Here is a 15,122-nt window from a genome sequence, read left to right on the forward strand (position 1 = left end):
TCAGCGGCCACCGCCTCCTGCTATTATGAGATTTCTCAGACTCCAACCGTAGAAGGGTGTTACTCAAGTGGAACCAGAAAACGAGTCGAACCCGAAGGTCTCAGAAGTACTGAATCCGGACCTGTACCCGGATCTGGTCCAGTCGGGCGGACTTGCATCTGCCATTCTTCAGACGTCCCAGGCGAGTGGGATTGAGGTGGGGGTAATACGTCCTATGTCATCATCTAAGGAATCTCAGCTCGTCACTGCCGAGGCTATCTCGAATAGGGGACCCATTTCCATTCTCCTAGGTGCGGAAAAACGTTGGTTCTCCATCAGTATCGAAGGTGACGTTCACCCATGGGCGAGCGGTGGCACCGCCGATCTCCTGTCTGTGGCCAGGGTAATTGGGGCGTGGCGGAAGGGTGTGAAGCTCAAGGAGTTGAATGCTCACTTCCCTTTTATGCAGTACGATGAATTGGCGCAGTCGTACGAAAATGGCGACCCTGTCGCGACTCAGTGGGGAAATCTTCTCACGGATGAGATGTTCTCATCCGCCCGAGGGCTGCTGCGCCAGATCCATTCGGATGATCAATTGCGCAAGCTCTTTCCGTTTTTTAGTCACGGCACCCTTCGCCTCGCCAGGGATTACTCCGACAGGACGGCTGGAGAAATCTGGATCACCCCTCTGCGTAGTGGTGGGTATCGAATCGAATCCACGGACTCGGACATAAACAGGGAAGAGGTGGAATCGACGGATCAAATAATCGATATCGCACTCTCGCTCCTGGGTCGCCCGTAGTTAGCTGCATCTTCGGCGCTGCCCCGAATGCGCTTTGCCGTCAAGTGGTTGAAATCCTTTCGTGCGCGTATGAAGAAATCGCAAATAAGGCGACCCAATGGAGGAGTGTACCTAAATCTGGGATTCTCATTCTCCATCTGATCGAAAACGATTTGGCCGCTGTGGGGAATATTGCATCTAGCCTGCCCGAGAATCCCATGACCCAACAGTTGCACTCATTGCTAGCGCTGGTGCAGCGCCTTCCCCGAGCGTGGGCATGTAGAGATCGCGGTCATGAGAGACGGCGACTGCCGAGCGCCAGCCTGGTCCCATGTCGCCATGAGTGAGGTTAGTAGGGACTCCTGGCCTGAGGTCGGCGTCCGCGTAGAGTACGCCCTCACCCGCATGAAGAGATGGAAAGACTGAGGTGGCGGCGGACCGCTGATGCCGCCGCGCGAAGGGGTGCTGGTGGCTCAACGATGGACATCTTCCCGGGGCTGGGAGAAGCAGGACCAGACCCAGGAAGACGCACAGCGGTTGCTTGTCGGCGTGTGACAGAGCGGTTAGTGCACCAGCTGCGTGGCCTCCGTACCGAAGTACGCGCTCAGCGCCTCGTTTACACACTCCGTGGCCTTCTCGGCTGATGTCGCGACGGCCACGTAGCCGTCCGGCCGTATGAGGAATATTCCAGGATGGGACCCATACGCGTCGCCGATGTACCCTTCCGAATCGAGCAGGTCTGCCTTCGAGCCTCCCACGCGGTACACGCGCACCAATTCACCATCCAGAGGTGCGAGTTCGACGTAGGCGCCCAGCGCAAGAACAGTGAAATGCGCCCCCCGATAAGCCTCGAATAGCCGGAACGGCCGCCCATCAGTCGTCGTGCACGGCGCATCCGGCGCCCGATCCCCCGCCCGCAACTCGTCCTCAGGAACATCCGGCCGCAGTTCCTGCGTCAGCGGGCTCTCCCGATAGCCGATGTCCAGCTGATGCAGATCCCGTCCGCGGCGCATGGAGCGGGAGCGGAAGAGGCGCGTGCTGGTGTCGAGGATGCGGGCGGCTATGGGGCGGCGTTCGGATTCGTAGGTGTCCAGGAGGGTGTCGGGGGCGCCGTGGCGGAGGACCTGGGCGAGTTTCCAGCCGAGGTTGTAGGCGTCCTGGACGCTGGTGTTCAGGCCCTGGCCGCCGGCCGGGGTGTGGACGTGGGCCGCGTCGCCGGCGAGGAAGATCCGGCCGACGCGGAAGCGGTCGACCATGCCGACGCGCGGGCGGAAGACGGAGGACCAGCGCACCTCGCGGATCTGGTCGGCGGTCAGGTGGGTGTGGGCGGCGATCAGGGCGCGGACGGCGTCGGGTGAGGTCTCCGGCGTGCTCTCGGGGGGCACCGCGATGAAGGACTGGAACAGGTCCGTGCGGGCCAGCGGCAGCATCATGGCGAAGCCGCCGCCGGGCGGCATCCAGCGGTGCCAGTGGTCCCGGTCGAGCCCGTCGACCCGGATGTCGGCGAGCACCGCGGCGCCTTCCTCCAGTTCGGGACCGCTCATCCCGATGCCGAGGCCCCGGCGTACGGTGCTGCGTCCGCCGTCCGCGGCGACCAGGTAGCGGGAGACGACGGTCCGGGTGCCGCCGTCGGGGAGGGTGAGGTGGGCCCGTACGGTCTCCGAGTCCTGGTCGAAGGCGGTCAGTTCGGTGCCGAAGAGGACGTTGCCGCCGAGGCTCTGGAGGCGCGCGTGGAGGACTTCGACGTTGCGCCACTGGGGGACCATCAGGACGTTGGAGTACGGCGCGGACGGTGTGGGGTCGACGCGTTCGATCAACTGGTGGCGGGAGGCGATTCGGCCGTCCTCCCACATGGCCACGGGCGGGTAGTCGCCGCCGGCCGCCTGTATGGCCTCCAGGACTCCGAGGTCCTCGTAGACCTCCTGCGTACGCGGCTGGAGGCCGGTGCCGCGGCCGCCGGGGGAGAGGCGCTCCTGGCGCTCGACGACCAGGGCGGAGACGCCGCGCCGGGTGAGGTCGATGGCGAGGGCGAGGCCGGTGGGGCCGGCGCCCGAAATCAGGACGTCGACGGTCGGAGGAGTCACGCCGGCTGTGGCGGCTGTAGCGCTCGTAGCGCCCGTAGCAGTCACAGCACTCGTAGCGCTCACAGCGGTCGTAACGGATTCCATGGCAGCTTCCTCACCGGCGTCCTTAACGTTGTTAAGTTCCATGCTTCTGAGAATGCGCTTAACGGTGTTAAGTTGTCAACATGGTTTCGCGCATCGACCGGAAGCAAGTGGTGGAGACCGCCCTGCGCCTGCTGAACGAGGTGGGGCTCGACGGGCTGACCCTGCGCCGTATCGCGAAGGAGCTGAACGTCCAGGCGCCCGCCCTGTACTGGCACTTCAAGAACAAGCAGGAGCTGCTGGACGAGATGGCCACCGAGATATTCCGGCGGATGACCGTACAGCTGAGGGCGGGGACCGGCCCGTGGGGCGACGGCCCCGGTTACACCTGGCAGGACGCCGCGCTCACCGCCGCCCGCGAGCTTCGCCGCGAACTCCTCAGCTACCGCGACGGCGGCAAGGTCTTCAGCGGTACGCGGATGACCGACGAGAGCGCCGCCGGGCCGCTGGAGACCCACCTGGGCCGGATCGTCGCGGCGGGCTTCACGCCGCGCGAGGCGGTGCGGGCCTGGTTCACCCTGTACAACTTCACCATCGGCCTGGTCATCGAGGAGCAGTCGGTCCACCCGGATCCGGAGAACCCGGCCCACCGGGATCCGGCCTACGACCTCGAAGCACGCCAACGCCGCCTCGGGGACAGCCATCCACTGGCGGCCGCGGCGGGACCGGAGATGTTCGGCGATATGGAGGCGGCGTTCGAGGCGGGGCTGCGGATCATCGTCGCGGGGATCGAGGCGACGCGGGGGAGGGGGTAGGGGGAGCCCCCTCAGGCGCTCGCCCTCTCACCTCCCCCCGTGCCCCCCTCAGGCGCTCGCCCCCGCCCCCGTAACCGCGATCCATCCCTTCAACCGCGGCGTCAACGGCCGCTCCACCCACCGGTGCAGCGCCCACGCCAGTGCCAGCATCAGCCCCACCGTCAGTCCCAGCGTGGCGTACGCGGGGAGACCGAGGTCCCGGTGCAGGACGCGGACCACGACCCAGCCCAGGTGCTCGTGGACGAGGTAGAAGGGGTAGGTGAGCGCGCCGGCCACGGTCAGCCAGCGCCAGTTCAGGCGGTGCAGGCCGCCCAGGGCCACGGCCGCGACCAGGACGAAGCCGAGGGTGACGACGGCGATGATGCCGGCCGCGGAGCGGTAGGAGAAGGCATGGACGGTGGGGGCGTGCCAGAGTCCGGCGACCGCGTAGTGCTGGCCTATCAGCCAGCTGACCACGACGATCGCCCAGGCTATGGGGTCGCGCGCGCCATAGCGGTGCAGCAGGTACAGGCCTACGCCGCCGATGAAGAACGGGGCGTACTCGGGCATCAGGACGACGTTCAGGAACGGCTGGTGGGCAGCCTGGGCCAGCGCCGCGGCCAAGGTCCAGCCGGCGCAGAAGAGGACGACGCGGCCGCGGGTGGCGCCGGGCAGGACGATGCACAGGGCGAAGAGGGCGTAGAAGCGCATCTCGGCCCACAGCGTCCAGCAGACGCCGAGCACGCGGTGCACCCCGAGCGGCTGCTGAAGCATCGTCAGATTGGTGAGGACCTCGCTGGGGGTCAGGGCCTTGTAGGCGACCCAGGGGAGCGCGAAGACGAGCGTGATGAGCAGGATCGCGGCCCAGTACGCCGGATAGAGGCGCGAGATGCGGGAGGCGGTGAAGGCCCGCAGGGTGCGGCCCCAGCCGCTGAGGCAGATGACGAAGCCGCTGATGATGAAAAAGATCTGGACGCCTAGGCAGCCGTAGGCGAAGTACGGGGCGAGGGTGGGGAATTGGTGGGCCGGCGAACCGCCCCAGGCCGCGGATATCTCGCCGCTGCGCCCCCCGTAGTGGTACGCCGCGACCATCAGCGCGGCCAGCAGTCGCAGCCCGTCCAGCGCGCGCAGCCTGGAGGAGCCGCCCTCCCGGCTGCGCACCCGTATGGAACGGGGGGCGGGGACCGGCGCCGCGGAAGGCGCGTCCGACGTCAGCTCCGTGGTCGTCATCCGAATACGGCCCGCTTCTTCAGTCGCCGCTGGACGGCCCGCGCCCGCCGCGCGACCCTGCGCACGGTGGCATTGCGCGGGATGAACGCCAGCTGCGAGGGGATCGCGCCGGGCAGCGCCAGTGCGGTCAGGCGGCGGCGTTTGAAGTAGCGCCAGGTGTGCTGGTCCAGGCGCGTGGCCAGATAGCGCTCGGTGGCCGGGCGGAGGTTCGGGTAGATCTGGTGCTGCATGGCGTAGCCGACGGCGGTGACCAGGCCGGCGATGTCCCCGGGGGCGGTGTGCGGCGTCGCGCTGCGGTCGGCGAGGTCGGGGACCAGCGCATCGACGATCGTGACGGGGATGCGGTTGCTGTTCTGGTACGGGGCGAGCCGCTCCAGCAGCAGGCCGGTGCCGGTGCGCGCGGTCGGCAGGTCGTAGAAGGTCGAGGCCGTCAGCAGCGCGGTGGAGAAGCAGCCCACGACGAGGGCCGGGCGCATGCGCTGGTAGAGGACCTCGGCGAGGACCGGGCGGTCCAGTACGGTCAGCGCGAGGTCCCGCTTCTCGGCCTCCCGCTCCAGCAGCCGCGACCAGCGGGCCGGTGCGGACGGATGCGGTTTGAAGACGATCTCCCGGTGGCCGCGCTCGGCGGCGCCCCGCAGCATTTGGACGTGCAGTTCCTCTTCTTCCTCGGGGGTGAGGATCCCCAGGGCCGAGAGGTACTGGCCCAGCAGCAGCGCCGCCCCTTCGGGCACCTCCAACTCGCCGCCGGACTGCGGGAGTTCGTCCGCCTCGGCCAGTTCGGTCAGCACCTTCAGGAAGGCATCGGTCGGTACGGTCTCGGCCGGCACCCCGAACTCGGTGAGCAGCAGCGGCGTCAGCCCCGGCACCAGGTCCAGATGCAGCAGCCGGCCGATCCGGGTGCCGATCAGCGGGTCGAGCTTGTTACGGGTGGGGCCGTAGCTCATCAGGCCGTCGGCGTAGACGTCGAGGGGCGCGCCCGGGAAGACCTGGGCCAGCGCGAGGGCCGGGTTGACCTGGATGGACTCCACGATCAGCTCGACGGGGGAGTCGCCCAGGTCCCACAGCAGCCGCAGATGCCGCTCCCACAGCGGCGCGTCGTCGGCGCGCGGGGACCAGCCGCCGGGGTGGAACGGGCTGATCGTCTCGTTCCAGGACAGCACGCGGTCGAATCGGGTGCTCAGCCGGTCGAAGCCGGGCATGGTGTCCAGCGACGCGGTGGTCTCCGGGGTCGCGGCGTTGTTGCTGAGCAGCAGCAGACGGCGGTCGGCCGGCGCGAAGCGGTCGGCGTCCAGGGCGGCGGCGAGGGTGGCCGCGCCGTAGAGCGTGGACGCCATGAAGATCTGGGTACGGGGCCGGTTCGGCATCAGGCGGCGACCTCCGCCGGGACGGGGCGGCGACGCAGCCGCCGCAGCCGGGACGCACGCTGTACATCCATCGATTCCAGGGCTTCCTTCAGTACGTCCTGCGGCATGCGTTTCATGGCCGCGGCACTCATGGATCGCAATTTACGGGCGACCTGCGGTTCGAAACGTTCGATCGATCCGAGGTGGTGGGAAATGATCGCGCAATAGGTGCGGACCGCTTTCGGGAGCAGCGCCTCCGCATCGCGATCCTGCGCGGTTTCCTCGATCACCTGGTCGAATGCGCGAATAAAGTCCAATTGTCGTACGTCGCCGATCTGGGTCAGCGAAGAGGCGACGCCGCGCCGGTAGAAAACGCCGAGGAGGCCCACCACGGCCATGGATTTCGCCTCGCGGTGCAGCCGCCAGATCCACGGCCGGTCCTCCGCGGTGCGCAGCCCGTCGCGGAAATGCAGCACCCCGTCGTCCAGCAGCCTGCGGTGATAGATACCGGCCCAGGCGTAGGCGTAGTCGACGGAGGTGGAGCGGTCCGCGGGCAGGATCAGCGCGCGCGGGTCCATGACGACGCCGCGCCGGCCGTGCGGGACGCGGTGGACGGCGCGGGCGCGGTTGGTGCACTGGACGTGGTCGGTGCGCAGGAAGTCGCAGCCCAACTCCTCGATGGTGGAGAGGAGTTCGGGGTAGTACCCGGGGGCCAGCCAGTCGTCGCCGTCCAGGAAGGCGACGTATTCGCCCCGCGCCTCGTCCAGGCCGGTGTTACGGGCGGTGGCCAGCCCGCCGTTCTTTTCGTGCCGCAGCACTCTGGCGCCCGGGAGCTCGCGCTCGGCGCGCGCAAGGATCTCGGGGGTCTCGTCGCGTGAACAGTCGTCGACGAGCAGGAATTCGAAGTCCTCGCGGGCATTCGCCGCCAGGCTTTTCAGGGTGTCGGGCGCGTATGTCTGCACGTTGTAGAACGGCACGATGACGGAGAGCTTAACCACCCGGGTGACGTTAGGTGGCCGCCCGGCATTCGTCTTTACGCGGTGCGGACGCCAGGGTGAACGAAGAATGTCGGGATGGTTAACCGGGTCGATAATCGACCGGGTTCTCCATTCGTCGACCCGCTGTTAACCCTTTGTTGCGGCCCAGTTGGCCCGACAAACGGAATGCCTTCCTAGCGTCTTCAACGTGCCATCACGTACCGCTTCCACGCCGCGCGTCGCCGTACTCGCCGACTCGGACACCCGGTGGAAATGGGGCGCTTTGACAGCGTACCGAATCCAATCGGACATCCAGCTTGACGGATTTTTGCTGCGCGGCCGCGCCACGCCCACGGTCCGCCAGCTCGACGAGGTCGGCGCCCGTGCGGACTCGCTGCGCGAAATCCGCGGCATGGATTTCGTACGGAAGATCGACCGTGCCGCCGACGGTAGTGGATACGACGTGGTGGTGCTCGCCTGTGTAGGCGGAGCGGTGCAAGCGATGCTGCACGGCCTCGCCCGCGCCTGGCAGGGGGCCGCACAGCGCCCCGTCGTCGTCACCGGCTATGTCGGCGTCGTCTACGAAAAGCTCGCCGACGGGCTGCTGCTGCGGCACGGCGCGGATGTCGTCCTCGCCAACTCCCGCCACGACGCGGACCGGTTCCGCGCGGTCTACCGCGGCGTCGGCGCCGACGACTCCAGCGTCGTCGAATGCGCCCTCCCCTTCCTCGGCGGCGACCGCTACACCGGCGAACACGACCCCTACACCGTGGTGTTCGCCGCCCAGCCCTCCGTCCCGGATAGCCGCGCCGACCGGACGTATCTGCTGCGCCGCGCCGTGGAACACGCCCGCAAGCACCCCGAGCGCGAGGTGCTGATCAAGCTGCGCAGCAAGCCCGGCGAGCACACCACGCACATCGAGGAACTCCCGTACCAGAAGCTCGCCGCCAAGGCCCCCGGCGGACTGCCCGCCAACTGCCGCCTGGTGTACGGGAACATGGGCGAGGTCCTCGACCGCACCGACCTGCTGGTCACCGTCAGCTCCACCGCCGCCCTGGAGTCGCTGCACCGCGGCATCCCCACCGCCGTCCTCACCGACCTCGGCGTACGGGAAGTCCTCGGCAACCACCACTTCCTCGGCTCCGGCTGCCTTGCCTCCTGGGACGAGCTGGACGCCGGGCACCGCCCGGAGCCCGACCCGGACTGGCTGGCCCGCCAGGGCGTCGCCTCCGACGTCCCCTATGAGAAGGCATTCGACGCCGCCCGCGACCGCGTCACCGCACTGCGCGAGGCCGACCGGCTGCCGCCCCTGGCTGCGTACTACACACCGCGCACCGCCCCCGGCTACCTCCCCGGCATCCTCGCCCGGCACGGCCTGGACCCCCAAGGCGAGCCGCTGGCCGGCCATGCGGAGGCCCCCGAGGAGACCGGCGGGCTGCGCCGGATCGCCCGCGAGACGGTCCGTGAGGCCGCCCGCGGCGCCTACCGCCACGGCGTCCAGCGCGTCGCCCCCGCCATCCGCCGCTGGGGCCAGCTGTGAGCGCCCCCGACACCCCACCCGCCAAGGAGCCCGCAATGCCACCGACTGTTGTGGTCGTCATCCCCGCCCGCGGCGGATCCAAGGGCGTCCCCGCCAAGAACCTCGCCGCCGTCGGGGGAGTGCCGCTGGTCGCCCGTGCGATCCGCGAATGCCGCGCCGCGCGCCTGGTGACCGATGTCGTCGTCTCCACCGACGACGCCGGGATCGCGGCCGCCGCCCGCAGCGCCGGAGCGGTCGTCGTACGGCGCCCCGGCGCGATCGCGGGCGACACCGCCACGAGTGAGGCCGCGGTGCTGCACGCCATGGACGCCTACGAGGCGGAGCACGGCTCCCGGGTCGATGCGGTGCTCCTGGTCCAGTGCACCAGCCCGTTCATCGTCCGCGAGGACATCGACGGGGTCGCCGCGGCGGTCGTCGAGGGCGGCGCCGACAGCGCGCTGACCGTCGCGCCCTTCCACGGCTTCGTCTGGCGCGACGCCGAACCGGAGGCCCACACGACCGACGGCGGCTACGGCGTCAACCACGACAAGTCCTTCCGGCCGCGCCGCCAGGACCGCCCCCAGGACCTGCTGGAGACCGGCGCCGCCTACGCCATGGACGCGGCCGGCTTCCGCGCCGCCGGCCACCGCTTCTTCGGCCGTACCGAACTCATCCGCACCGACCCCGCCCGGGTGCTGGAGATCGACGATCCGCACGACCTGGCCCGCGCCCGCGCCCTCGCGCCGCTCTTCGACGCGGAGCGCCCCGGCGCGCTGCCGACCACCGAGGACATCGACGCGGTCGTCCTGGACTTCGACGGCACCCAGACCGACGACCGGGTGCTGATCGACGCCGACGGCCGGGAGATCGTCGCCGTCCACCGCGGCGACGGACTGGGCATCGCCGCGCTGCGCAAGGCGGAGCTGAAACTGCTGATCCTGTCCACCGAACAGAACCCGGTGGTCGCCGCCCGCGCCCGCAAGCTCAAGGTGCCCGTCCTGCACGGCATCGACCGCAAGGACCTGGCCCTCAAGCAGTGGTGCGAGGAGACCGGCACCGACCCCGAGCGGGTGCTCTACGTCGGCAACGACGTCAACGACCTGCCGTGCTTCGACCTCGTCGGCTGGCCGGTGGCGGTCGCCTCGGCACACGACGTGGTGCGCGGCGCGGCCCGCGCGGTCACCGCGAACCCCGGAGGCAGCGGCGCGATCCGCGAGATCGCCGGCTGGCTCCTGGGCCCGTCCCTGTAACCCCGTTACACGGCCCCGAACCCGTCCCCGAACCCCGTCCCGCCCCCAGATCCACCCCCACACACCCCTTATCCACACGAAGGAATCCTCCCCATGAGCAGCACCTCCCGCCTCCGCACCCTCGGCACCCGCGAGGCCGGTCCCGGCCGCCCCGTCTACATCACCGGCGAGATCGGCATCAACCACAACGGCGACCTGGAGAACGCCTTCGCCCTGATCGACGCCGCCGCCGACGCCGGCTGCGACGCCGTCAAGTTCCAGAAGCGGACCCCGGAGATCTGCACCCCGCGCGACCAGTGGGACATCGAGCGCGACACCCCCTGGGGCCGGATGACCTACATCGACTACCGCCACCGCGTGGAGTTCGACGAGGACGGCTACCGCGCCATCGACGAGTACTGCAAGAAGCGCGGCATCGCGTGGTTCGCCTCCCCCTGGGACGTCGAGTCCGTCGCCTTCCTGGAGAAGTTCGAGGTGCCCTGCTACAAGGTCGCCTCCGCCTCCCTGACCGACGACGACCTGCTGCGCGCCATGCGCGCCACCGGCCGCACCGTCATCCTCTCCACCGGCATGTCCACCCCGAAGCAGATCCGCCACGCGGTCGAGGTCCTGGGCAGCGACAACATCCTGCTCTGCCACGCCACCAGCACCTACCCGGCCAAGGCCGAGGAGCTCAACCTGCGCATGATCAACACGCTGCAGGAGGAGTACCCCAACGTCCCGATCGGCTACAGCGGCCACGAGACCGGCCTCCAGACCACCCTGGCCGCGGTCGCCCTCGGCGCCACCTTCGTCGAGCGCCACATCACCCTCGACCGCGCCATGTGGGGCTCCGACCAGGCCGCCTCCGTCGAGCCCGGCGGTCTGACCCGCCTGGTCCGCGACATCCGCACCATCGAGGAGTCCCTCGGCGACGGCGTCAAGAAGGTCTACGAGTCCGAGCTCGGCCCGATGAAGAAGCTGCGCCGCGTCGCCGGTGTGGTGGCCGAGTCCGAGGCCGCCGACCGCGAGCCGGCCGCCGTCTGACCGCCCGGCAGACAGGAGTTCCGCGAGTGAGCTCACCCGAAGGGACCCGCGCACCCGGTGCCGGCGTCCCGCCCCAGGAGACGACGGGTCCCGCCCGTCGTCTCCTTGGGGTGCCCCGGCAGCGCAACCGGACCGAATCCAGCGGTGACGACATGAGCACGGCCTCCGTGGACCCGCCCACCGGTACCCTCGCCTTCGTCGAGAGCCCGGTCCAGCTGCTGAACGTCCTCGAATGGGCACACACCGCCGAGGCCGGCGCCCTCACCGTCGTCGTCCTCTCCCCGCACGACCCGATGACCCGCGGTCAGCTGCGCCGGATGGCCGAACTCGCCCGCGACGAGGGCCATACGGTCCGCTGGGAGGAGGCCCGCGGCGGCCCGACGGCACCCCTGCGCACCGTCGGCGGCCTCACCCCTCTCCTGCGCCGCGCCCACCGCATCGTCCTCGGCGACCCCTTCTCCCGCTACGTGCAACTCCTCCTCACCCTCACCAAGGCGCGTGACCTCGTCGTCGTCGACGACGGCACCGCCACGATGGAGTTCATCGGCCAACTCGCCCGCGGCGAACGGCTGGTGCGCTGGCACCGGCACGGCAGCGGACGCGGCCCCCGCGATCTGCTCTTCGCCCCCTTCGCGAACACCGCCCGCCGGCGCCTGACCCCGGCCCCCGAGGGCGCCCGCCGCGCCCGCGCCATCGGCCTCTTCAGCTCCATGCCGGTCGAGGTCCCGCCCGGCGTCCAGGTCACCACCAACGACTTCGCCTGGACCCGCGCCCGCTTCGGCCCGCCCCTGCTGACCCGCAGCACCGATATCGTCGGTACCTCGCTCGTGGAGACCGGCGTGGTCGACGCCGACCGCTATCTGGAAGCCGTACGGTCCCTCGCCCGCGCCCACGGCGCCACCCGCTACTTCGCCCACCGCCGCGAGAGCACCGACAAGCTCCGCCGCCTGGCCGCCGAGACCGGCCTGGAGATCGTCCGCCCCGACCTCCCCCTGGAGCTCATCGCCCGCCGCGGCCCCATAGGGCGCCTCATCCTCAGCTTCCCCTCCACCGTCGTGCACACCCTGCCGCTCGCCCTGCGCGGCACCGAAGTGGAGGTCGCCGTCTGCGATATCGACCCCGCCTGGCTGACGGAGCACGCCTCACCGCGCGCCCAGGGCTTCCTCGACGGGGTCACCGGCACGGCCCGCGAGGTACGACGCCTCCCTGGCACGGCCGAACCCAAGGGACTGGCCACGGGGTGACACGGTGCGGCCGAGGGGCCCCGGGGCGCCCGGGGCCCTGTGTCGCGCCCCCTGGGAGAAACTCACTTTCATACCCGTCGTGCCCTCCATCCATGCACCGCCCAGGCTGATTTTCTTCCCCTAACGGGCTGAACTTTTGTTGATCGAGGGACAGTTGCCCCCCTGAGGCCCGTAACCTTCAACGGGTGAACGAACTGATGTCGCTCCCCGGTACCCTCCCCGAGGCCCTCCTGCCCGAACTCATCGACTTCCGCCGCGACTTGCACATGCACCCCGAGCTCGGCAACCAGGAGCTCCGTACCACCGCGGCGATCAAGGAGCGCTTGGAGCAGGCCGGTCTGCGCCCGCAGGTCCTGGCCACCGGCACCGGCCTCATCTGCGACATCGGTACGGACTTCGGTACGGACGCCGCCACGGGCAAGGCCGCCGCCACCGGTACGGCCGACGGCGCCGACGGCCCCGGGCTCCTGGCCCTCCGTGCGGACATCGACGCCCTGCCCATCCCCGACACCAAGACCGTCCCCTACGCCTCCACGGTTCCCGGCCGCGCCCACGCCTGCGGCCACGACGTGCACACCACCGTGGTCCTCGGCACCGGCCTGGTGCTGGCCGATCTGGCCCGCGAGGGACGGCTGCCGCGCCCCGTACGCCTGCTGTTCCAGCCCGCCGAGGAGGTCCTGCCGGGCGGCGCCTCCGACGCCATCGAGTCCGGCGCCCTGGAGGGCGTCGCCCGCATCCTGGCCGTCCACTGCGATCCGCGCGTCGACGCCGGGCGGATCGGCCTGCGCACCGGAGCGATCACCTCGGCCTGCGACCGCCTCGAAATCGATCTCGAAGGCCCCGGCGGCCACACCGCCCGCCCCCACCTGACCACCGACATGGTCACCGCCGCCGCCCGTATCGCCCTCGACGTGCCGGCCCTGCTCGCCCGCCGGGTCGACTCCCGGGCGGGTCTGGCCATCACCTGGGGCCGCCTGGAATCCGGCCATGCCGCCAATGTGATCCCCCAGCGCGCCGGTCTCTCCGGCACGGTCCGCTGCCTCGACCTCGACGCCTGGCACCAGGCCGCCGACCTCGTCCACGCCGCCATCGACGAGGTCGCGACGCTGTACGGCGCCAAGTCCCAGATCACCTACGTGCGCGGCGTCCCGCCCGTCGTCAACGAGTCCACCAGTGCCCAGCTGCTCCAGGACGCCATGACCGTCCGCCGCGGTCTGCACTCCGTCGAGAGCACCGAACAGTCCCTCGGCGGCGAGGACTTCTCCTGGTACCTCGAACACGTCCCCGGCGCCATGGCCCGCCTCGGCGTCCGCCCGCCCGGCGCCCACCACCAGTACGACCTGCACCGCGGCGACTTCGATGTGGACGAGGAAGCCATCCGCGTGGGCATCGAGCTCTTCACGGCGGCGGCGCTGCTCGACGGGGCGCTCGAGGACTGACCGCCCGGCCCGCTCGATGCGATCTTGAACGCGAGCCGGTCGGCCACCACCCCGACCGGCCATCCACCGCCACCTCACCGAACGTCGCCATCCGGTCACGTCGCGTCCCTTCGCGTCGAATCGATAACGTCCGCACAGCGGAGGGTTTTGCGCCAGGTCTACGCGCGTTAATCTCCCGACAGTCGGCGCCAAGGGAGGCGCTACGAGTCGAAGGGGCCCTCGTGCACCGGGTATCCAAGATCGTTGCCGCGGGCATTGCCACCGCGGCCCTCACGCTTTCTCTGAGCGCCTGCGGCGAGTCGTCCACCGAGGCCGGTGGCAAGGACAAGGGCGTCGGGCTCGCCTTCGACGTCGGCGGCCGGGACGACCACTCGTTCAACGAGGCGGCGGCTCGTGGCCTGGACAAGGCCCAGAAGGACTTCGGTGTGAAGTCCAAGATGATGACCGCCAAGAACGGCGAGACCGAGGCGGACCGCGAGCAGCGCCTGTCCTCGCTGGCCGAGGCGGGTTACAACCCCGTCATCGGCGTCGGCTTCAACTACGGCAAGTCCGTGAACAAGGTCGCCAAGCAGTTCCCGAAGACCACCTTCGGCGTCGTCGACTCCCCCTCCCAGGCCAAGAACGTCTACGGCATGGTCTTCGCCGAGAACGAGGCTTCCTACCTCGCCGGTGTCGCCGCCGCGCTGAAGAGCAAGACCCACAAGGTCGGCTTCATCGGCGGTGTGAACAACGCGCTGATCCAGAAGTTCCAGGCGGGCTACGAGCAGGGCGTCAAGGACACCGACCCCAAGGCGAAGGTCACCTCCGAGTACCTCTACGCCAACGACGACAAGGGCTTCAACGACCCGGCCGCCGCGAAGGGCAAGGCCAACGGCATGCTCGACGCCGGTATCGACGTGATCTACACCGCGGCCGGCCAGTCCGGCAACGGTTCGATCGAGACGGTCGCCGGCAAGAAGGGCACCTGGGCGATCGGCGTCGACTCCGACCAGTACCTCCAGCCGGGCCTGGCCCAGTACAAGAACTCGATCCTCACGTCGGTCATGAAGAACGTCGACGTGGCGGTGTACGACCTGGTCAAGAGCGTGCACGACAAGAAGCCGCTGACCGGTAACAAGAGCTACACGCTCAAGGACAACGGCGTGCGGCTGTCCACCTCGGGCGGTTTCATCAACGACATCCAGGCCAAGATCGACGCGGCGAAGCAGAAGATCGCGTCGGGCCAGGTGAAGGTCAGCGACACTCCCAAGCAGTAGGGTCTCCCGAGCCCGGCGCGACGGCCACCGGCCGCCGCGCCGGGCCGTTCGCCGGAGCGACCCGGCAGGTATTTCGGCTTTTTTCGGCGTCAACACTACGCGCGTAGCGCGGAGTTGGCGCGATATCTTCACCTCTCCGCTCCTCCTTACCACTCCCTGTCCCCCGAGGAGAGTGCGCC

At 69.4% G+C, this 15,122-nt stretch carries 12 protein-coding genes; 8 read left to right on the plus strand and 4 right to left on the minus strand.

Going from position 1 to position 15,122, the window contains the following annotated elements; genetic code table 11:
- Positions 1–67 precede the first annotated feature (67 nt).
- On the plus strand, positions 68–781 hold the full coding sequence (locus B1H19_RS38855) for a DUF6193 family natural product biosynthesis protein (RefSeq protein ID WP_159028138.1): 714 nt from the start codon (positions 68–70) through the stop codon (positions 779–781).
- A gap of 542 nt (positions 782–1,323) precedes the next feature.
- Here B1H19_RS38855 and B1H19_RS25565 read toward each other — a convergent pair.
- Positions 1,324–2,844, minus strand: coding sequence for an FAD-dependent monooxygenase (locus B1H19_RS25565; RefSeq protein WP_237289511.1), 1,521 nt, complete (start codon positions 2,842–2,844; stop codon positions 1,324–1,326).
- Between the two features lie 164 nt (positions 2,845–3,008).
- On the opposite strand from B1H19_RS25565, the gene B1H19_RS25570 reads away from it, so the two are divergent.
- Complete coding sequence (locus tag B1H19_RS25570; RefSeq protein ID WP_083107102.1) at positions 3,009–3,680, plus strand: TetR/AcrR family transcriptional regulator C-terminal domain-containing protein; 672 nt, start codon at positions 3,009–3,011, stop codon at positions 3,678–3,680.
- A 48-nt stretch (positions 3,681–3,728) separates the two neighbouring features.
- Here the strand turns inward: B1H19_RS25570 and B1H19_RS25575 are convergent, their stop codons facing one another.
- From B1H19_RS25575 to B1H19_RS25585, 3 genes are read right to left on the minus strand one after another with little or no spacing between them, the layout of a single operon-like run.
- Positions 3,729–4,889 carry an acyltransferase family protein gene (locus tag B1H19_RS25575; RefSeq protein WP_083107103.1) on the minus strand — a complete coding sequence of 387 codons (1,161 nt, stop codon included), beginning with the start codon at positions 4,887–4,889 and terminating at the stop codon, positions 3,729–3,731.
- Positions 4,886–6,253: an alpha-2,8-polysialyltransferase family protein gene (locus tag B1H19_RS25580; RefSeq protein WP_083107104.1), complete on the minus strand. Its 1,368-nt coding sequence runs from the start codon at positions 6,251–6,253 to the stop codon at positions 4,886–4,888. Before B1H19_RS25580 ends, B1H19_RS25575 begins: the two co-directional genes overlap by 4 nt.
- Complete coding sequence (locus B1H19_RS25585) at positions 6,253–7,230, minus strand: glycosyltransferase family 2 protein (RefSeq protein ID WP_083107105.1); 978 nt, start codon at positions 7,228–7,230, stop codon at positions 6,253–6,255. The genes B1H19_RS25580 and B1H19_RS25585 overlap by 1 nt, the downstream gene beginning before the upstream one ends.
- Positions 7,231–7,417: 187 nt before the next feature.
- On the opposite strand from B1H19_RS25585, the gene B1H19_RS25590 reads away from it, so the two are divergent.
- From B1H19_RS25590 to B1H19_RS25615, 6 genes are all read left to right on the plus strand, one after another.
- Entirely contained in the window at positions 7,418–8,749 is a 1,332-nt protein-coding gene (locus B1H19_RS25590) for a DUF6716 putative glycosyltransferase (RefSeq protein WP_083107106.1), read from the plus strand.
- A 35-nt stretch (positions 8,750–8,784) separates the two neighbouring features.
- On the plus strand, positions 8,785–9,978 hold the full coding sequence (locus tag B1H19_RS25595) for an acylneuraminate cytidylyltransferase (RefSeq protein WP_083107107.1): 1,194 nt from the start codon (positions 8,785–8,787) through the stop codon (positions 9,976–9,978).
- 93 nt (positions 9,979–10,071) lie between these two features.
- Positions 10,072–11,004, plus strand: coding sequence for an N-acetylneuraminate synthase family protein (locus B1H19_RS25600; RefSeq protein WP_083107108.1), 933 nt, complete (start codon positions 10,072–10,074; stop codon positions 11,002–11,004).
- Between the two features lie 26 nt (positions 11,005–11,030).
- Positions 11,031–12,248: a hypothetical protein gene (locus B1H19_RS25605; RefSeq protein ID WP_418361472.1), complete on the plus strand. Its 1,218-nt coding sequence runs from the start codon at positions 11,031–11,033 to the stop codon at positions 12,246–12,248.
- A gap of 197 nt (positions 12,249–12,445) precedes the next feature.
- The gene (locus B1H19_RS25610; RefSeq protein ID WP_083109872.1) at positions 12,446–13,687 is read left to right on the plus strand and encodes an amidohydrolase; all 1,242 of its coding nucleotides are present in this window, start codon (positions 12,446–12,448) and stop codon (positions 13,685–13,687) included.
- Between the two features lie 221 nt (positions 13,688–13,908).
- Complete coding sequence (locus tag B1H19_RS25615; RefSeq protein ID WP_083107109.1) at positions 13,909–14,943, plus strand: BMP family lipoprotein; 1,035 nt, start codon at positions 13,909–13,911, stop codon at positions 14,941–14,943.
- The last annotated feature ends 179 nt before the right edge of the window (positions 14,944–15,122 follow it).

This window comes from Streptomyces gilvosporeus (genome assembly GCF_002082195.1).
GTDB classification, from domain to species: Bacteria; Actinomycetota; Actinomycetes; order Streptomycetales; family Streptomycetaceae; genus Streptomyces; species Streptomyces gilvosporeus.